At 74.6% G+C, this 18,291-nt stretch carries 18 protein-coding genes and 1 other RNA gene; 12 read left to right on the top strand and 7 right to left on the bottom strand.

The genetic code is table 11. From position 1 onward, the window contains the following. A partial coding sequence (locus ACWD4P_RS26260) for a hypothetical protein (RefSeq protein ID WP_449781267.1) occupies nucleotides 1-188 on the top strand: 188 nt, incomplete at its 5' end. Nucleotides 189-192: 4 nt separating this feature from the next. On the opposite strand, the gene ACWD4P_RS26255 is transcribed toward ACWD4P_RS26260, so the two are convergent. Continuing rightward, the gene (locus ACWD4P_RS26255; RefSeq protein ID WP_359827927.1) at nucleotides 193-915 is read right to left on the bottom strand and encodes a GntR family transcriptional regulator; all 723 of its coding nucleotides are present in this window, start codon (nucleotides 913-915) and stop codon (nucleotides 193-195) included. 128 nt (nucleotides 916-1,043) lie between these two features. On the opposite strand from ACWD4P_RS26255, the gene ACWD4P_RS26250 reads away from it, so the two are divergent. The 4 genes from ACWD4P_RS26250 to cyaB are packed head-to-tail and all read left to right on the top strand — an operon-like array spanning nucleotide 1,044 to nucleotide 3,503. Beyond that, on the top strand, nucleotides 1,044-1,301 hold the full coding sequence (locus tag ACWD4P_RS26250; protein ID WP_449781264.1) for a hypothetical protein: 258 nt from the start codon (nucleotides 1,044-1,046) through the stop codon (nucleotides 1,299-1,301). After that, nucleotides 1,298-1,501 carry a hypothetical protein gene (locus ACWD4P_RS26245; RefSeq protein ID WP_359827923.1) on the top strand — a complete coding sequence of 68 codons (204 nt, stop codon included), beginning with the start codon at nucleotides 1,298-1,300 and terminating at the stop codon, nucleotides 1,499-1,501. Before ACWD4P_RS26250 ends, ACWD4P_RS26245 begins: the two co-directional genes overlap by 4 nt. A 38-nt stretch (nucleotides 1,502-1,539) precedes the next feature. Next, a complete protein-coding gene (locus ACWD4P_RS26240) occupies nucleotides 1,540-2,922 on the top strand; it encodes a hypothetical protein (RefSeq protein WP_449781263.1) in 1,383 nt (460 codons plus the stop codon). Nucleotides 2,923-2,927: 5 nt separating this feature from the next. Continuing rightward, on the top strand, nucleotides 2,928-3,503 hold the full coding sequence (cyaB, locus tag ACWD4P_RS26235) for a class IV adenylate cyclase (RefSeq protein WP_449781262.1): 576 nt from the start codon (nucleotides 2,928-2,930) through the stop codon (nucleotides 3,501-3,503). A 159-nt stretch (nucleotides 3,504-3,662) separates the two neighbouring features. Here the strand turns inward: cyaB and rnpB are convergent. Both rnpB and ACWD4P_RS26225 read right to left on the bottom strand, forming a co-directional pair. Continuing rightward, nucleotides 3,663-4,060, bottom strand: an RNA gene (gene rnpB, locus ACWD4P_RS26230) — RNase P RNA component class A. Between the two features lie 13 nt (nucleotides 4,061-4,073). Then, complete coding sequence (locus ACWD4P_RS26225) at nucleotides 4,074-5,543, bottom strand: MFS transporter (RefSeq protein WP_449781266.1); 1,470 nt, start codon at nucleotides 5,541-5,543, stop codon at nucleotides 4,074-4,076. A 207-nt stretch (nucleotides 5,544-5,750) separates the two neighbouring features. Between ACWD4P_RS26225 and ACWD4P_RS26220 the strand changes: the two genes are divergently transcribed. Together ACWD4P_RS26220 and yaaA are read left to right on the top strand one after the other, a co-directional pair. Further along, nucleotides 5,751-6,200 carry a DUF3995 domain-containing protein gene (locus tag ACWD4P_RS26220; RefSeq protein WP_449781261.1) on the top strand — a complete coding sequence of 150 codons (450 nt, stop codon included), beginning with the start codon at nucleotides 5,751-5,753 and terminating at the stop codon, nucleotides 6,198-6,200. Between the two features lie 10 nt (nucleotides 6,201-6,210). Further along, nucleotides 6,211-6,996, top strand: a complete 786-nt coding sequence (gene yaaA / locus ACWD4P_RS26215; RefSeq protein ID WP_449781260.1) for a peroxide stress protein YaaA — start codon at nucleotides 6,211-6,213, stop codon at nucleotides 6,994-6,996. A gap of 18 nt (nucleotides 6,997-7,014) precedes the next feature. Here the strand turns inward: yaaA and ACWD4P_RS26210 are convergent, their stop codons facing one another. Genes ACWD4P_RS26210 through ACWD4P_RS26200 form a run of 3 tightly spaced genes read right to left on the bottom strand, consistent with a single transcriptional unit; the run spans nucleotide 7,015 to nucleotide 9,774 of the window. Beyond that, on the bottom strand, nucleotides 7,015-8,166 hold the full coding sequence (locus tag ACWD4P_RS26210; protein WP_449781259.1) for a bifunctional RNase H/acid phosphatase: 1,152 nt from the start codon (nucleotides 8,164-8,166) through the stop codon (nucleotides 7,015-7,017). 4 nt (nucleotides 8,167-8,170) lie between these two features. Further along, on the bottom strand, nucleotides 8,171-8,914 hold the full coding sequence (locus tag ACWD4P_RS26205; protein ID WP_359831392.1) for a zinc ribbon domain-containing protein: 744 nt from the start codon (nucleotides 8,912-8,914) through the stop codon (nucleotides 8,171-8,173). 23 nt (nucleotides 8,915-8,937) lie between these two features. After that, complete coding sequence (locus tag ACWD4P_RS26200) at nucleotides 8,938-9,774, bottom strand: Nif3-like dinuclear metal center hexameric protein (RefSeq protein ID WP_359831394.1); 837 nt, start codon at nucleotides 9,772-9,774, stop codon at nucleotides 8,938-8,940. A 557-nt stretch (nucleotides 9,775-10,331) separates the two neighbouring features. Between ACWD4P_RS26200 and ACWD4P_RS26195 the strand changes: the two genes are divergently transcribed. The 3 genes from ACWD4P_RS26195 (at nucleotide 10,332) to ACWD4P_RS26185 (ending at nucleotide 14,769) form a co-directional block, all read left to right on the top strand. Further along, a complete protein-coding gene (locus ACWD4P_RS26195) occupies nucleotides 10,332-12,125 on the top strand; it encodes a class III lanthionine synthetase LanKC N-terminal domain-containing protein (RefSeq protein WP_449781265.1) in 1,794 nt (597 codons plus the stop codon). Further along, nucleotides 12,122-14,113, top strand: a complete 1,992-nt coding sequence (locus ACWD4P_RS26190) for an alpha/beta hydrolase family protein (protein WP_449781258.1) — start codon at nucleotides 12,122-12,124, stop codon at nucleotides 14,111-14,113. The genes ACWD4P_RS26195 and ACWD4P_RS26190 overlap by 4 nt, the downstream gene beginning before the upstream one ends. Before the next feature lie 482 nt (nucleotides 14,114-14,595). Further along, nucleotides 14,596-14,769, top strand: coding sequence for a hypothetical protein (locus ACWD4P_RS26185; protein WP_359830663.1), 174 nt, complete (start codon nucleotides 14,596-14,598; stop codon nucleotides 14,767-14,769). Between the two features lie 91 nt (nucleotides 14,770-14,860). Here the strand turns inward: ACWD4P_RS26185 and ACWD4P_RS26180 are convergent, their stop codons facing one another. Then, entirely contained in the window at nucleotides 14,861-15,943 is a 1,083-nt protein-coding gene (locus tag ACWD4P_RS26180) for an alcohol dehydrogenase catalytic domain-containing protein (RefSeq protein ID WP_449781257.1), read from the bottom strand. A 272-nt stretch (nucleotides 15,944-16,215) separates the two neighbouring features. On the opposite strand from ACWD4P_RS26180, the gene ACWD4P_RS26175 reads away from it, so the two are divergent. Both ACWD4P_RS26175 and ACWD4P_RS26170 read left to right on the top strand, forming a co-directional pair. Next, nucleotides 16,216-16,869, top strand: coding sequence for a class I SAM-dependent methyltransferase (locus ACWD4P_RS26175; RefSeq protein WP_359830658.1), 654 nt, complete (start codon nucleotides 16,216-16,218; stop codon nucleotides 16,867-16,869). Nucleotides 16,870-17,070: 201 nt separating this feature from the next. Next, a complete protein-coding gene (locus ACWD4P_RS26170; protein ID WP_449781256.1) occupies nucleotides 17,071-18,285 on the top strand; it encodes a hypothetical protein in 1,215 nt (404 codons plus the stop codon). The last annotated feature ends 6 nt before the right edge of the window (nucleotides 18,286-18,291 follow it).

The following is an 18,291-nucleotide window of genomic DNA, read 5'->3' as shown; positions in this document are numbered from 1 at the left end:
CTCCGCTGGTCGGTACCGGCATGGAGTACCGCTGCGCCGTCGACGCCGCGGACGTCATCACCGCCGAGAAGGCCGGTGTCGTCCAGGAGGTCTCGCCAGGTCCCGCAGGTGTACTGGATCGCCGGAGCTACATGCCGATAGCAAACCGCCCCGGCCTTCCAAGCCGGGGCGGTTCTTTCGTTCGGTAGTGGCTCAGGAGCCGTACTCGTAGCCGATCGTGACGCGTGTCGGCACGACCCATAGGCCGAACTCGATCACACCTTCGTCATCCGACCAGCGGTGGACGCCGCCCAGTACCGGCGATCCCACACGGAGCCCCAGTGCCGATGCCTCCCGGGCATCGCACTCCCGGGCGTGCATGTCGTCCCGGGCATGCGTGATCGTCCGGCCGGACGCATCGAGCACCTTCGCGGTCAGCCCCGCGTTCTTGCTGGGGGCCGTCGAGAGCAAGTCAGGAACCAGGGCCGCGAAGTGCGCCGGATACCAGACCACTGCCAGCATCGTCCTGGTCTTGCCCCGGCCCGCGACGTACTCACGTCGAACAAGCTGGTCGCCGGGGTCGAGATTGAAGATGTCCTGCACGTACAACGGCGGGACAACCAACTCGGCAGCCGTCACCCGGCTGGTCTCCCCTTCCATCAGGCTGGACCTCAGCCGCTGGACCATCGACAGCCGGTCCCGTCCTGTTGCGGTTGCTGTCGCTTCGTCCGCCACGAAGGTTCCACGGGGGCTGGTCCTGATGAGTCCTTCAACCAGCAGCTGGTTCAAGGCCCTACTGACGGTTGCTGTCGCCACGTTCCACCGCTGGCACATCTCCCTGTTCGTGGGGAGCTTCTCACCGGACACGAGTTCGCCCGTGAGGATCGCCTGCCGGTAGTGGTCAGCGATCGCGGTGAACGTCTTGGGGCTGGCCATGCGCTACTCCTCAGTCGAGGTGATAGTCACTCAGGAGCACACTAGTGCGCCGACATTCGAGCCGAAAGCACTTCTCACTGCTCTACCTTCTGACCTAGGACACGAAGCAGGTGCTCTAGGGAGCTGTAGTGGCGGTTCGCAAGCGGTCTCACGCGGGGATCTACCAGCCGCAGATCGGCGAGGTCGTCAAGGACCGCGCCAATCGTGGTGGCGAGGGCGTCTACATGGAGACGAGGGGAGGCCTGGCCTACCTTCGCCCGCGCCGAGGCGGCATCGAGTGGACCACCTTGCCCAGCGAGATCGAGCAGACCGGGAGGACGCCGGAGCTGGTTCCCGTCTACGGCCCCGACCGTCCGCGTCGGACCCAGGAGGGGCCCACCTCGTGAGGCCCACACGCACGGTCGTCATCGGCCGCACCCTTCGCTCGCTGGTCACGGAACCGCGCAACACGCTCGCCTGGCTGTGGGGCGTGCACCTCCAGTTCACCTGGCCCGTGACGATGTTCAGCCCTCATCGGCGTCAGCTCGCACGGCGGTTCCGGCTGCGGCGGAAGCTCGATGCCGCCCGAGCGAAGACCTCCGAGTAAGCGATCCAGCAAACCAACTCAACTTCTGGGGTGGACAGTTGAACGGATCGAAGTTCGCCACCGAGACGAAGACGAATGCCGGCTACCTCGACGTGGCCGCGAACGCGCACGGGGAGGAGAAGGGCTTCCTGGCCTACCAGGCCCTCCAGCGGGTTCAGAGCGACCGCCCCAAGGCGGTCGAGATCGGGCCGGGCGGAGGCTCGGCGGTCACCTTCCTTGCTTCGCAGCTGGCCACGAACGGCAGCACGCACCGAGACGTGGACCTCACGCTCGTGGAGGTTCCCGGGGTGGTGTCCGCTTCGCTCAGCGAGGCGATGACCGAGTTCCGCAAGGTGGGCACGGTCGAACTGGTCAGTGGGTTCGCGCAGGACATCGCTACGCTGCTGCCGGAACCCGTCGACGTGATCAGCGCGTCCGCACTGCTGCACGAGGTCTACAGCTACGGCGGCGGGTACAACGGGCTGCACTCGATGATCCGCACCATCCCGACCGTGCTCCGGCCGGGCGGACTCTTCGCCTATCGCGACGTGTACGCCGTCGACGGTGCGTCGCTGCACGAACGCTCGGTGCAGACCTATGCCGCGAGGTCCTGGATCCAGTTCCTCCGGATGTTCCTGCCGCAGTACCTCCGGGAGGGGACGCACCCGTACCACGGCGCCCACGACGAGGTGGTCACCCGCCAGGACTCCCGCATCGTCCCGGTCGGTGAGCTCGCGACCGGGACTGCCGTGTTCGTCTCCGCGCCGGTCGGGATCTTCCGCGAGGTGCAGCGGCACTACATCACCTTCCGGGATCACGTCTGGCGGTCCGGGGCTCTCGGCTTCGTGCCGTTCCTCGACGGGCAGATGGCTGCGGACTGGATCGACGCCCGGACGGGGCGCAAGCGGGTGCACTACCGCCTGACGGACGCCGAGTGGCTGCCCGAGTCACAGAAGCGCATGATGCTCGCCCTGAGCGAGCGCTACGGCGACCACTTCACGGTGGACGGGGACATCTTCGACGAGTGCACGGACATCGCGCTCTCTCAGTTCCTCGCCACGGCGGAGCGTGGCGGCGGGGAGTGCCGGGTGATCTGGGAACACTGGACCACCCGGGAGGGTCGTGAGACCTACGCCTACATGACGCTCGACACACTGCTCGCCGCGTTCGCGGTCAGCTCCACCGAGGCGAGCCGGCCGGACCGGACCGTCCTGATGCCCGTGCAGGTGTCGGACGTGACCCAGCGGGATCGGGGCTACTACAACCGGTACCTGCGGCGGGCTCTGCCGAACCCGCTGCGGGACGCCAAGCAACTGGTGCTCTTCTCGAACGTTCCCCTCGCCGATTCGGACACCTTGGGAAAGGCGATGGACTCGGTCCAGCGATGGTGCAGTCACGCGAGCCTGGCCCGGATGTACGCGGCAGTGAACTCGGGAGAATGACCGGCATGACAGAAACCACTGAGGTGGAGCGCAAGCGGGAGCTTCCCGACGACGGCAGCGGCGTCACGCGGCTGCTCGCCGAACTCGGCTACCTGACGGAAGCGCCCGTGACCGAGGAGGACACCTACTACAGTCGGCCGGACGTCGACTTCATGCAGACAGTCGAGTGCCTGCGGGTCCGGCGACGGGGCGACTTCGCCGAGATCACCTACAAGCCCGCTTCCAACGACACCACGCACCGCGAGGACGACATGGTGTCCAAGGCCGAGACGAACGCGGTCCTCGCCGGGGCCGCGCAGGCGATCAGTGCCGAGCGGCTTCTTCAGAACATCGGCATGCGGGAGCTGGTCCGGGTGGTGAAGACCCGCGTCACCCACCGCCACCCGGAGATTCCCGGTGCCTCCGTCAGCATCGACACCGTGGCCGGGGCAGGTGTCTTCGTGGAGACGGAAGTGATCCGGGCCACCCCGGACGGCGCCGCCGAACTGGTCGAGGAGATCGAGAAGGCCCTGGGCATCGTCGGCCACCCGACGGTTTCCCTCCCGTACCGGGACCTGGTCCTTGGGCAGACGGAGCGGTAGACCCGGCCGCCACCGGCGCCACATCATCGCCACAGAGCGCTGAGAAACGGGCCTGAACAGGCAGAACCACCCCTGGAATGACAACGTGGGGTGGGCAATAGAAAAAGGCCCCCTGACCTGCTGTTTTGCAGGTCAGGGGGCCTCATTCAAGCTAGGCGACGGAAGAGTCGGCCTGTACGCCGGGTTCTGTCTCCCGGGGTGCTTGCGCGGCCCGGGGAGGCGGCCATCCATCTAGGGCTGCCGTTGCCGACAGCCTCGTGCGGTCCACCCGCGGACTCGGGCGAGCAGCCTTCAAACGTCCGCGCACGGTGCCCGAGGGCACCGATCTTGACCTTGCTCCGAGTGGGGTTTACCTAGCCGGCCGGGTCACCCCGGTCGCTGGTGGTCTCTTACACCACCGTTTCACCCTTACCCACCGCGCGAAGCGGTGGGCGGTCTGTTTTCTGTGGCACTGTCCCGCGGGTCACCCCGGGTGGGCGTTACCCACCACCCTGCTCTGTGGAGCCCGGACGTTCCTCGGCGGGTCTGGGACCCGTCGCGACCGCCCGGCCGGCTCTTCCGCCGTAGTGGTCATCGTAGCCGCTCGGGCGGCGCCTCCCGTACACCGGACCGGACGGCCGGTGCCTCGGAGCCGAGGCGGGCGGCCACCCGGGCCGCCGTCGCGCTCGCCCGGGCCGTGGTGGAGACCAGGCCGAGGGCGAGGACGGCGCCGCCGAGGCCGACCAGGATCCACCAGCCGACGTGGCTGGCCGGGGCGAAACCCGTCGCGACCGGGCCGACCACGGCCGCGGTGACGACCGTGCCGATCACCGCCACGCCCAGCGACTGGCCGACCTGACGGCTGGTCGAGGCGACCGCGGCCGCGACGCCCGCCTGGGCGCGCGGCATGCCGGAGACGGCGGAGTTGGTGATCGGCGCGTTCACCAGGCCGAAGCCGAAGCCGAACAGCCCGTACGCGGCCAGCAGCAGGGCCGGCGGGGAGTCGGCGGCCAGGCGGGTGAGCAGCAGTCCGCTCGCGGCGATCCCGAGCCCGGCCGTGACCAGCGGCAGGCGCGGGCCCCGGCTCGCGACGATCCGTCCGGACAGCGGAGCGCAGACCAGCATCATCCCGGCCATCGGCAGCGTCCACAGGCCGGCCTCGACCGGGCTGTAGTGACGGACGTTCTGGAGGTAGAGGGTGTTGAGGAAGAGGAAGCCGCCGAGCGCCGCGAAGGCGCAGACCGCGGTGACGGTGGCGGCGGTGAACGGCACACTGGCGAAGAACCGCGGGTCCACCAGCGGCTCGGCGACCCGCCGCTCCCAGAGCGGGAAGGCGATCAGCGCGGCCGCGGCGGTGGCGGCGAGCGCCAGGATCAGCGGGGAGGTCCAGCCGTTGGCCGGGCCCTCGATGATCGCGGCGGTGCCGCAGCCGAGCAGCACGATCATCAGCAGCTGCCCCACCGGGTCCAGCCGGCGCGGCCGGGGCGCGCGGGACTCCGGGACGTAGCGGGCGGTCAGCGCGATGGCGGCGAGCGCCACCGGGACGTTGATCAGGAAGATCGACGGCCAGCCGGCGCCGTCCACCAGGAAGCCGCCGAGCAGCGGGCCGAGCGCCATCGAGATGCCGACCACGCCGCCCCAGACGCCGATCGCCCGGGCCCGCTCCTTGGGGTCGGTGAAGGTGTTGGTGATGATCGACATCGCCACCGGGTTGAGCATCGAGCCGCCCACCGCCTGGAGCGCCCGGAACACCACCAGCCAGCCCAGGCTCGGCGCGAGGCTGCACAGCAGCGAGCCGAGCGCGAAGCAGACCAGGCCGGTCTGGAACACCCGGCGGCGGCCGAAGCGGTCGGCCACCGAGCCGAACAGCATCAGCAGCGAGGCCAGTACCAGGGTGTAGGCATCGATGATCCACTGCAGCCCGGACGCCGGGGCGTCCAGGTCCCGCTGGATCACCGGCAGTGCGATGTTCACCACGGTGTTGTCGAGGCCGACGATGAACAGGCTCAGGCAGCAGATCGCCAGGACGAGCAGACGGCGGCGGCGCCCGGGCGCGGGCACAGGCGCGGGCGCGGGCGCGGCGGCGGCACGGGACTGGGGGTCGGGCACGGGTCGATCCTCCCACCGCGGGGCGGCCCGGGGCGGCTGTTCGGCGCGTACGGGTGGCGGGTCGTGACGCCCCGGCGGCGGGGGTGGGCGCGGCGGACCGGGGCGGCGTAAGCACTCGTACGGTGGGGGGACCGACCGGGTACGAAGGGGGTTCGGACGATGGGTGTGGTGAAGCCGGCCGGGGCCGCGGTGGCCGCGGCGCTGGGGGTGACCGGGGTGCTGCACGCGGTGTGGGCGGTGACGCCGTGGCCGCTGGGGTCCCCTGAGGAGTTCGCGGACACCGTGGTGGGGAAGGGCGAGGGGGTGCCGCCGGCGGCCGCGTGCCTGGCGGTGGCGGGGGCGCTGGGCGCGGGGGCGTACCTGGTGGGGGCGGAGGCCGGGGTGCTGCCCCGGGTGGGCCCGCGGCGGCTGCGCCGGGCCGGGGTGCGGACGGTGGCGGGGGTGCTGCTGGCGCGCGGGGTGGCCGGGCCGGTGGTGTTCGGGCGGGCCGGCGAGCGCTCGGAGCGGTTCCGGCGGCTGAACGTGCGGTACTACTCGCCGCTCTGCGTGGCACTGGGGGCCGGGGCGGCCGCAGTAGGGTTGCGGGGTTCGTCCGCCGCAGATCGTTGAGGAGTCCGCTGTGCTGGTGCTGTTGCCGCCCTCGGAGGGCAAGGCCGTTTCCGGGGACGGCGGGCCGGTGGCGCTGGAGCGGCTGTCGCTGCCCGGGCTGACGGCGGCGCGCGGCGCGGTGCTGGACGCGCTGGTGGGCCTGTGCCGGGGCGACGAGGACACCGCGGCCGGGGTGCTCGGCCTCTCCCCGGGCCTGCGCGGCGAGATCGCCAAGAACGCCGGGCTGCCGACGGCCGGTGCCCGCCCGGCGGGCGAGGTGTACACCGGGGTGCTGTTCGACAACCTGGGCCTGGCCACCCTGGACGCCGCCGCGTACGACCGGGCCGCGCGTTCGCTGCTCGTGTTCTCCGGTCTCTGGGGCGCCGTGCGGATCTCCGACCCGATCCCGTCCTACCGCTGCTCGATGGGCGTCAAGCTTCCCGGGCTGGGGGCGCTCGGAGCGTACTGGCGGAGCGCGATGGCCCCCGTGCTCCCCGAGGTCGCGGACGGGCTGGTGCTGGACCTGCGCAGCTCCGCGTACGCCGCCGCCTGGAAGCCCGCCGGCGAGGTGGCCTCCCGGACCGCGACCGTCCGGGTGCTCCAGGAGCGCGACGGCAGGCGCACGGTGGTCAGCCACTTCAACAAGGCGACCAAGGGCCGGATCGTCCGGGACCTGCTGCTCGCCGGCGCCGAGCCGAAGACCCCCGCCGAGCTGATGGACGCGCTGCGGGAGCTGGGCCACCGGGTGGAACTGGCGGCGGAGGGCACGGCCCGCAAGCCGTGGCAGCTGGACGTGGTCGTCACCGAGGTGCACTGACCCGCCGGGGCGGGCGGGTCAGCGCAGGTGCGAGGTGTCGTTGAGCAGCCGCACCGAGGCGTTGCCGTCCGCGTAGTACTGGACGGCGCAGATCGAGGCGGCGGACAGCTCCATCCGGTACATCGAGTCCGGCGGGGCGCCGAGCGCCAGCCGGACCAGGGTCTTGATCGGGCTGACGTGCGAGACCACCAGCACGGTCTTCCCCGCGTACCTGGCGATGATCCTGTCCCGGGCGACACCGGCCCGGTGGGTGAGCGTGGTGAAGCTCTCGCCGGAGCCGGTCGGCCTGGCCTTGGCCGAGCCGAGCCAGGCCGTCAGGTCGTCCGGGTACCGCTCCCGCACCTCGGCGAAGGTCAGGCCCTCCCAGTCGCCGAAGTCGACCTCGCGCAGCCCGTCCTCGTACCGGACCTCCAGGCCGAGCCTGGCGGCGACGGTCTCGGCGGTCTGCCGGGTGCGGCGCATCGGAGAGGCGACGACCGCCTGGACGCTGCCGCGCGCGGCCAGCGCCTCGGCGGCCCGCTCGGCCTGCCAGCGGCCCTTGTCGGAGAGCTCCGGGTCACTGCCGCCGCTGCCGGAGAACCGCTTCTCCGGGGTGAGCGGGGTCTCGCCGTGGCGCAGCAGGACGAAGGTGGTGGGGGTGCCGAGGTCGGCCGGGGCGACCCAACCGGCCCTGGGGGCGGCGGTCTCCAGCGGCGGCTCCTCGACGGCGGGCGCGCCGGCGGCGACGGCGGCCGGCTTGCGGGGCTCCCACTGGCGCCCGGCCTTGCCCGCGTCCATCGCCTCGTTGGCCAGCCGGTCCGCGTCCTTGTTCCGCTCGCGCGGGATCCAGGTGTACGTGACCCTGGCGCGCGGGAGGACGGTGCGGGCCTCGGCGGCGAGCGGCTGCATGTCGGGGTGCTTGATCTTCCAGCGCCCGGACATCTGCTCGACGACCAGCTTGGAGTCCATCCGGACGTCCACCGTGGCGTCCGGGTCCAGCTCGCGGGCCGCCTTGAGCCCGGCGATCAGGCCCCGGTACTCGGCCACGTTGTTGGTGGCGTGGCCGATGAACTCGGCGGCCTCGGCGACGATCTGCCCGGTGTCCCCGTCGCGGACCACCGCGCCGTAGCCGGCCGGTCCCGGGTTGCCCCGGGACCCGCCGTCAGCCTCGACGATGAAGCGCGCCGCCACCTGCTCAGACGCCCGAGTCGGCGGTGCGGACCAGGATCCGCGAGCAGTTCTCGCAGCGGACCACCTTGTCGGCCGGCTCGGCCTTGATGGCGTTCAGCTCGGTGATCGAGAACTCGGTGCGGCAGCCCTCGCAGCGGCGCTGGTAGAGGCGGGCCGCGCCGACGCCGCCCTGGGTCTCGCGCAGCTTGCTGTAGACCTTCAGCAGGTCGGCCGGGATGACGGCGGCGACGGTCTCGCGGTCGCGCTTGACCTTGTCGGCCTCCGCGTCGATCTCGGCGAAGGAGGCGTCGCGGCGGCCCTCGGCCTCCTTGAGCACGACGGTGGAGTGCTCCAGGCGGGCGGACAGCTCCTCGACCCGGGTGGTGGCGCTCTCCTGGCGCTCCATGATCTCCAGCACGACCTCCTCCAGGTCGCCCTGGCGCTTGGCGAGCGAGCCGATCTCGTGCTGGAGGTTCTCCAGGTCCTTCGGCGAGGTGATCGCGCCGGAGTCCAGGCGCTGCTGGTTGCGGGCGGCACGGGAGCGGACCTGCTCGACGTCCTGCTCGGCCTTGGTCAGCTCGCGGGCGGTGTCGCCCTTCTGGGCCTCGGCGGCGACGACGAGGTCCTTGAGCGCGGTGTGGTCGGCGGTGGCCTTGTCGATCTCGGCGTGCTCGGGCAGGCTCCGGCGCCGGTGGGCCAGCTGGTCGAGCTTCGAGTCGATGGCCTGGAGGTCGAGCAGGCGGATCTGGTCGGCGGGCGCGGCGTTCAAGCGGAGAGCTCCTGTGAATCGGGTCAGGCGGTGAAGGACATGGGGGCGTGTGCGGTCCACGGGTCGGTGACCCGGTGGGAGACCTTGGTCTCCACGGTCCAGCCGCGCTTGTCGGCGGCGGCCAGCAGGGCCCGCTCGGCCAGGGTGAGCCAGGGCCACTCGGTGGCCCAGTGGGCGGCGTCGAGCAGCGCGACGGGCGCCGCCTCGGCCGCCTCGGAGGCGGGGTGGTGACGGAGGTCGGCGGTCAGGTAGGCGTCCACGCCGGCCGACCGGACGTCCGCGAAGAAACTGTCGCCCGAGCCGCCGCACACCGCGACCCGGCTGATCAGCCGGTTCGGGTCGCCGGAGACGCGGACGCCGGCGGCCGTGGCGGGCAGGCCCGCCGCCACCCGCGCGGCGAAGGCGGAGAGGGGCAGCGGGGGCTCCAGCAGGCCGATCCGGCCGGTGCCGCGGCGGCCGAGCGGGTCGGTCGGGTCCGCCACCAGCGGGCCGGTCACCCGAAGGCCCACCGCCTCGGCCAGCGCGTCCGAGACGCCGGGGTCGGCGTGGTCGGCGTTGGTGTGGGCGACGTGCAGGGCGATGCCGTTGGTGATCAGCGTGTGCACCACCCGGCCCTTGAAGGTGGTGGCGGCGACGCTCGTGGTGCCGCGCAGGTAGAGGGGGTGGTGGGTGACCACGAGGTCGGCGCCCCACTCCACGGCCTCGTCGACGACCGCCTGGACGGGGTCGACGGCGAAGAGCACGCGGTTGACCTCGGCCTGAGGGTCTCCGCAGACCAGGCCGACGGCGTCCCAGGACTCCGCCCACTGCGGGGGGTAGACCTCTTCGAGCGCGGTGATGACGTCGGACAGTTTCGGCACCTGTCGAGACTACCGTGCGCGCGGGGGCGGTCGGGCCTCGGCCGTTCGGCGGGCGGCCGGGGGGCGGCCGGGGGGCGGCCGGGGGGGCGCCGCCGTGGCCGTTCGGACGTGGGTGTCGCGGGCGTACGGATGCGCGTCAATCCGCGACGGGAGGCGCCCGACGGGCCCCGCGCGCTCCGCACGCGGCCGCGCGCCGGGCGCCCGTTACTCACAGCGGGCTTCTCGCACGAATTCGAAACCAGGCGTTGATCACCCTTACGAGTGAAGTGACCGGCTCTGCGTTGAGGCCGCGGATGGCTCGAAAGTAACTTCACTCCTGCGAACGGGAGTTGCCCCGGCGGCAGTCACGACCGGGGGTCGGGCGGAGGCCGCGCCGGGCCGGACGGGATCCGGACGAGCACTCCCGCGCCGGGGCGGCGGGCCGCCCCGCGGCGGGACGGCGACACCGTCCCGTCACGGGGCGGCGCCGCCGCTCCTTCCGGGAAACCGATCGGGCCGGGCCGCGCTCCCGGGTGCCACGAGCAGTGGGCACCCGGGGCGACGGCCGTGACGAAGGGATGTGGTGGCGGGTGAAGGCGGGCACATCACTGCGTACGGCCGGGGACCGGGGGCCGGTGGGCCACGGGCCGGGTGCGGCCGGCTCGTGGCCGGAGGCGACGCGGGCGGCGCTGGCCGGCCCCGGAGGCCGGGGAGGCGGTGGCGACTGGGACGTCACGGTCGGCGGCTTCTGGTGCACGGCCAGGCCGTCCGCGGCCCCTCCGCCGCCTTCGTCGCCGCCTTCACCGCCGCCGGAGCAGGGGTGGAAGCTCCAGGTGAGCGCGGCCTCGGCGGCGGGCGAGGCGGTGCTCTCGGCGGTGGTCCGGGTGCTCGCCGGGGATCCGTGCTGCTTCCGGTTCGCCGCCTCGCAGGAGCACCTGCGCGAGCTGAACTCCCGCGACGGGGAGAGCTGTTCGGCGGGAGAGTTCATCACCGTCCACCCGGCCGACGAGGAGCAGTTCCAGCGGCTCGCGGCCGAGCTGGACCGGGCCACCGCCGGGCTGCCGGGGCCCGCGGTGCGCTCCGACCGCCCGTACCGGGTGGGGAGCCGGGTGCACTACCGGTACGGCGCGTTCGCGCCGCCGACGGTACCGGGCGAGGACACGGAGTGCCGCCCGGTACCGCGCGGGCCGGGCCGGGAGCGGACCGAAGAGGTGCGCGGCACGGCGCACCGGGCGCCGGAGCGGGCACGGGACCCGTTCGACGGGGCTCGCACGGGAGCCCGTACGGGCCGGGCGTGGGGCCGGCGCCGGGGCGGGGTGCTGCCGGTCGGCCGGTACGCGGTGACCGCCGTTGTGCGGCAGAGCGCGAGGGGCGGGGTGTTCCTCGGCCAGGAGGCGTCGAGCGGCGCCGAGGTCGTGGTCAAGCAGGCCCGGGCGTACGGAGGACCGGGCCCGGCCGGCACCGACGCCCGCGACGCGCTGCGGCACGAGGCCGCGCTGCTCGCCCGGCTGGACGGGCAGGGGCTGGCGCCGCGCGCCGTCGAACTGATCGAGCGGGAGGACTCCGTCTTCCTGGTGCAGGAACGAATCGCCGGACAGCCCCTGCGCGGCTGGGTGGCCGCCCGGCTGCGGCGCGACGGCAAGCCGGACGTCGACTGGGCCGAGGCCGGGCCGGTGGCGCACGGCCTGCTCGACCTGATCGAGCGGGTGCATGCCCGGGGGGTGGTGCTGCGCGACCTCTCCCCCGGCAGCGTCGCGGTCCGCCCGGACGGCACGCTGCGGCTGGTCGACCTCGGGCTCGCCACCGAAGCCGGACGGCTCGCGGGGCCCGCCGGCGCCCCCGGCTACCGCGCCCCCGAGCACGGGCCCGGCCGGCTCGCCCCCGCCCGCGGCCGCGTCGCCGACCCGGCCGTCGACCTGTACGCCCTCGGCGGGCTGCTCTTCCTGCTGGCCACCGGCCACGACCCGCTGCTGCCCGAGGGCCTCCCGGGGGCCCGGCCGGTCGCCGACCGCCTCGGCCGCTGGCTCGCCCTCGCGGCCAGGACGAGCGAGGCGAGCGAGGCGAGCGGGACAGGCGGTACGGGCGGGACCGCACGGCGGCTGGCGCCGGCGGTTCTCGGGCTGCGGGACGAGGAGCCGCGGCAGCGCTGGGGGGTGGCCCGGGCGCGGGCGGCGCTGCGCGAGGACCTCCCGGGTGCGGACGCCACCGCCCGACCCCCGGCCGGCACACCGCCGCGGCACGCGCCCGGTCGGCGGGGCGGGGCCGAGGGCACCGCCCCGCCCGGGAACACCGCGAGACCGTCCGAGAACACCGGCGGTCCCTCCGAGGGCACCGCGGGACCGACCGGCACCACCGGGGTGAGCGGAGCATGAACGTGGCCACCCGGACCCTGGCCCAGGCGCTGCGCCGGCTGAACTTCACCTTCACCGCCGACGGCAGCCACGCCGCCTGCCTCGCCTCCACCGCCGACAGCGGCTGGTACGTGGAGAGCTGGCGACTTCCGCAGGACGGCGAACCGGCCGCGCCGACCGCGCTCCCGCTGCCCGGCAACCGCGCGGAGAGCCCGCGCTCGCAGGTGGTCCCGCTGTCCGACGGCTCGGTGCTGGCCTGCCGGCACGACGCCGACCGGCACGACCTGGTCCACCTCTCCCACGGCGAAAACGGCACCCTGGAAGAGCAGTTGGGCGCACTGCGGATGGCCGGACTGCGGGTACTGCCGCTCCCGGTGCACCCCGGGGCCGGCCCGCGGACGCCGGTGGCGGTCGCGCTCGGCAGCGACACCCGCCCGGCGACCACCGTCTGGCTGGTGCGCACGGACGGCAGCGAGCCCGAACCGGTCGCCGAGATCCCGGGGTTGCACGGCGGCGGCACCTGGCTGGACCGCACCGGCACGCTGCTCGCGCTGGACCGGGTGAGCGCGGGCCTGGTCCGCAGCGTGGTGCTCGACCTGCGCGACGGAACCACCGGCCCGCTGCTGGAGATCGGCCCGCGGAGCAACGACCGCCTGGTGCTCTTCGACCCGGACAGCCGCTTCGCGATGGTGCGCAGCGACGCGCCCGGCACCGACCGGCTCGGCTGGGGCGTCCTCGGCGCCGGGGAGCCGCTGCGGTTCCCGGAGTGCCTGCACGTCGCGGGCACGCTCCTGCGGCCGGTCGCGCTGCGGGTGGCCGCGGACGGGCCCCGGGTCGCGGTGCAGATCGACCACGGCGCGGGTTCGGCGCTGGCCCTGTGGCGGCCCTCCGCCGGGCGGCTGGACCCGCTGCCGGTGCCACCCGGCCGGCTCGGCGCGGTCGGGCACTGGGGCGCGGCGGGGCTGCGGTTGCCGTACTCCTCGCCCGACCACCCGACCGCGCTGGCCACCCTCGATGTCGACGCGCTGCTGGCGCACGGCCCGCTCCCGGCCGCCTCGGCGCCGGCTCCGCTGCCCCTGCAACTCGCCCCGCTGGCCTCGGGGTTGCCCGGACCGGGGCGGGACGCCGCCCCGCCCTGGCAGCCCGGCGGAGTCCGCCCGGTGCGGACCGTGCCGCCCGGCTGGCGGCTCGACGGCAGCACCCCGCCCGGGGACGGCGGTCGCTGGCAGCCCGCGCAGAGCCTCGAACTCGCCGGCCCGGCGGGCCCGTTGGAGGCCGTGGTGTACGGCGGGGACGCCTGGCTGAGCAGCCCGCACCTGGTGCTGGCGCTGCACGGCGGCCCGGCGGACGCCTGGCGGCTGGAGTTCGACCCGGCGCTGCAGCGGATGGCCGCCGAGGGCCTGGCGGTCGTCGCCCCGAACCAGCGCGGCTCCACCGGCTACGGCGTGCCGCACGCGCTGGCCATCCGGGGCGCCTGGGGCGGTCCCGACCTGGAGGACGTCCTGCACCTGCTGGACGGCATCGCGGGCCAGCGCGCCGCCCTCGGCCTGGAGCCGCCGGCCCTCTTCGGGGTCAGCTACGGCGCCTTCCTGGCGCTGCTCGCGGCCGCGCACGCCCCGGCCGAACAGGTGTCCCGCTGCGCGGTGGTCGCGCCGTTCCTCTCCGGCGCCCGGCTGCTGGCCGAGGCGGCGTCCCCCGTGGCGGCGCTGACCGCCCGGCTGGGCGGCGGCGAGCCGATCGCCGACCCCCGCGGACCGCGCGACGTGCTGCAACTGGCGCACCGGCTGAGCGCGCCGCTGCTGGTGGTGCACGGCAACCGGGACGAGGTCGTGCCGGTGAGCCAGTCCCGGTCGCTGCGGCACGAACTGCTGCGGATCGGCCGGGTCGAGGGCGAGGACTTCCGGTACGTCGAGGCGGCCGGCTCCGGGCACGAGGTGCTCGCCGACGAGGGCGCCGCCGTGCTGCACGAGCTGCTGGCCACGTTCCTGCGGACCGGCCGTCCGGGCTGATCCGACCAGATCCACACGTCGCGCCCTGGGCGATCCGGGTGAACTCACCGCGGGTGGGCGCCAGTTGCCGACCTTGGTACGGACCAATCCGCCGCCCTCCCCGGCCGCGGTGCCCCAGGGGCGACCCGCCGTCCGGGCACCGCCGCCGAGGAGCGGATCGAACGGGCCCCCTCCGCCCGCCCGGCGCACCGGTGTTCGTCCCGCACCGCATCGGCTCCGCGCCGCGGGCGGACCGGGCGCCGCCGCCGCACCGCCGCGAGCCGGTCGGCCGCCGGCCCGGTTCCGGGCCCCGGACCGGCCCGGACTCGCGTCACGATCTCGATAGGATCTCGTCCGTCCCGGCCGTTATGGTGGCCGGGGCACGGGCCGCGATCACCGGCTACGGGCGCGTACCGAGCGCCCGATCGGGGACCCGACCGTGCGCCACCGGCGCCGGCCGGGCGCCGATGACCCGCACCCTCCGCACGGAAAAGACGATTCTCATGTCCGACACCCTCACCGACACCACCGGACCCGCGGTTACCGGGACCGACGCCGACGAGAAGACGGCCAAGGACACCGCGGCACACGGCCGTCACCGCGGTGGCTCCGCCTCCGACGACAGCCCGGAGACCGACGCACACGGCCGCCACCGCGCGGCCGGCGCGCTGGGCTGACCGCACCGGCACCCGCACGCGGGACGCCGACGCACCGCGCGGCGGCACCGCACCCGAGGGCTCGCAGGGGAAACACTCCCCCTGCGGGCCCTCAGTCCATCGCGACGACCGTCCGCAGCGCCTCGCCGCTCCGCATCTGCGCGATCGCCTCGTTGACCTCCCCGAGCCCCACCCGGTGGGTGACCATGCCGTCGAGGTCGATCCGCCCGGCCCGCCAGAGGTCCACGACCAGCCCGATGGTGCGCGAGACGGTGGCCCCTCCGTACAGCGAGGGCAGCAGCCGCTTCTCGTTGAAGAACAGCTCTCCCATGGTGAACTGCGCCAGGTCGTCCTGCGCGCCCGCCCCGATGACGACCACCGCGCCGCCGCGCCGGGCGGCCTCGTAGCCGGCCCGGACGGTGGCCGCGCGCCCGACCGCCTCGAAGACGTGATCGAAGCCGCCACCGGGCAGCTTCTTGGCCACCGCCTTGAGCTCCTCGGGCGCGATCGCCTCGGTGGCGCCGAACTCCAAGGCGCGCTCGCGGCGCGAGGCCACCGGGTCGACGACGGTGATCCGGCCGGCGCCGCAGACCCGGGCGCCCTGCACGGTGGCCACCCCGACCCCGCCCGCCCCGATCACCGCGACGGAGGCGCCGGGTTCGACCCGGGCGGTGTTCACCGCGGCGCCGACGCCCGTGGTCACTCCGCAGCCGATCAGCGCGGCGGCCTCGTAGGGGAGGTCGTCGGGCACCTTGATGACGGCGTTCGCCGCGACCACGACCTCCTCGGCGAAGGCCCCGGTGCCGTAGAAGCCGGAGGCGCTCAGCCCGCCCTCGGCGATCCGGAAGCCCGGGGCGCCGAGGCTGCGCAGGCTGGCGACGCACAGGTGACCGCGGTCCCGGCGGCAGTGCTCGCAGTGGCCGCACGGGGCCATCCAGCAGAGCACCACGCGGTCGCCGGCGGCGAGTCCGGTGACGCCCTCGCCGACCTCCAGCACGTCCCCGGCGCCCTCGTGCCCGGGGACGAACGGCGCGGGCTGCGGCAGGACGCCGCTCATCGCGGAGAGGTCCGAGTGGCAGAGGCTGGCGGCCCGCATCCGGACCCGTACTGTCCCCGGCCCGAAGCCCACGGCCGTCACGTCCGAGCGGACGTCGAGGGTCTCCTGGCCGGTCTTGTGCAGGACGGCTGCGCGCATGGTGCTGCTCCCGGGGTGCCTGGTGTGCCTGGTGTGCCTCGGATCGGCGGTCGCGCCGATTCTGGCACGGGCGCCGGGGCGCGACTAGAACGCGTTCCACAACAACGGGGCGGAAGAACCAGCAGAACCGCCGGATGACCGCCCGCCGCCGCCCGGCGGTCGGACGCCCCGGCCCCGCCGCCCCCGCTACCGTCGAGTAGGGTCCCTGCACGTCCGCCCGCGTCCCGACCCCCGACGTCCCGACCGGCCCGCCCCACCCCGAGGAGCACCGCATGTCCGACCTGCTGCCGATCGCCGAGCCGGCGCCCGAGGTGCTGGCGGCGTTCGAGGGCGCCACCGGGTTCATGCCGGTGGACGAGGGGCTCGCGCTGTACGCGGCCGCGGTGGCCGCGGCGCGCGGCACCGGGCTGCCGGTGCTGGAGATCGGAACCTACTGCGGCCGCTCGGCGATCCTGCTCGCGGCGGCGGCCCGGGAGGCCGGGACGGTCGCCCTGACCGTCGACCACCACCGCGGCTCGGAGGAGCAGCAGCCCGGCTGGGAGTACCACGACCCGACGCTGGTCGACCCCGAGGTCGGGCAGATGGACACCCTTCCCCTGTTCCGCCGCACGCTGCACGCCGCCGGGCTGGAGGAGCACGTGGTGGCACTGGTCGGCCGCTCCCCGCGGATCGCCGCGCTGTGGGGACGCCCGCTGGGCCTGGTGTTCATCGACGGCGGGCACACCGACGAGCACGCGACCGGCGACTACGAGGGCTGGGTGCCGCACCTGGCACCGGAGGGCCTGCTGGTGGTGCACGACGTCTTCCCGGACCCGGCGGACGGCGGCCAGGCCCCGTACCGGGTGTACCTGCGGGCCCTGGCCGAGGGCTTCGAGGAGGTCTCGGTGACCGGCTCCCTGCGGGTGCTGCGCCGCGCCGCCCGGTAGCCCGCTCCTCCCCCCGCGCCCCGGCACCCGCCGGCTCCCGCCGCCCGCCCGGCGGCCCCCGCGCACCGTTCGCACCCACCGCCCCGCACCGATGCTCTAACGTCGTGCCGGGGCTGTCGGGCGGGGGTTCGAACGGTACGGTGGCCGCGCAGCACCAGGCAGAACGCAGGGCATCGGCGGACGGTGGGGGCCAGCAGCGACATGACGGACCAGCAGAACAGCGCTCCGGCGGTCTGGGACCCCACCGCGCGCGGCGGAGCCGGCGGCTGGGTGCGCGGCCCGCAGCCCCCGTCCGACACCCGGTCCGCCCCCGAGGCGCCCGTCACCCCAACGCCCCAGCCGCCCGCCACGGCCCAGCCGCCCGCGCCCGGCGCCGTCGGCGACCAGGGCCCGCCGCTGGGCGCCCGCCCGTACCTGGCCTCCTCGCCCGGCTACGACCCGCCGACCGCCCCGCTGTTCCCCGGCGCCACCCCGCCGCCTCCGGCCGCCCCGCCGGCGCCGTTCCCCTCTCCCGGGGGCCCGCAGGCCCGGGCGCCGCAGCCGGCCCCCGGCCAGGACTACCTCCTGAAGCCGCCCGCCGCCCCGCCGCAGCCCCCGTACGCCGCCCAGCCCTCCTTCGGCGCCCAGCCCCCGTACGGCACCCCGGGCCCGTACGGCGCCCAGCCCGACCGTCCGGCCGGCTACGAGGAGGACGAGGACCGGCCGACCAACCGCAAGGCCCCGCTGCTGATCGGCTTCGCCGTGCTGCTGGTGCTGGCGATCGGCGGCGGCCTGCTGTTCGCCGTCCAGGGGGGCGACGACAAGGACGGCCAGGCCGCGCCCGCCCCGGCCTCCGCCCCGGCGACCGGCGCGGACAACCCGCCGCCCGCCCCCGCGCCCACGGGTGCGGACGGCGCGCCGAGCGCCGCCGCGAGCGCGTCCGGCGCACCGTCCCCGACCGCGACCGGCCCCGGTCCGACGGCCAGGACCCAGGCCCAGGCGCTGGACGGCCTGCTCAGCGAGGGCGAGAACGCCAAGGCCCCGATCGGCAACGCCGTCGCCAAGGTGACCAGCTGCCCGCCGAAGGCCGACATCGAGGCGGCCGCACAGGTCTTCGACAGCGGCGCCAGCCAGCGGGCCGGCCTGCTGGCCAAGCTCTCCCAGCTGAGCGTTACGGACGTGCCGGGCGGTGCGGACGCGGTGAACTCGCTGAAGTCCGCCTGGCAGCTGTCCGCCGACATCGACAAGGCGTACGCGAGTTGGGCCCGCGCCGTCGCCACCCAGGGCTGCACCGGCCGGGCCCCGGCCACCCCGGACAAGAAGCACGCGGACGAGCTCAACCCGCAGGCCACCCAGGCGAAGACGGACTTCATGAACAAGTGGAACCCGATCGCGAAGAACTACGGTCTGACTCCGCGCACCCAGGACAGGATCTGACCGACC

The organism is Kitasatospora sp. NPDC002543, assembly GCF_053594915.1.
The sequence above is the reverse complement of the archived record's forward strand: the minus strand, read 5'-3'. Positions and strand labels throughout refer to the sequence as shown.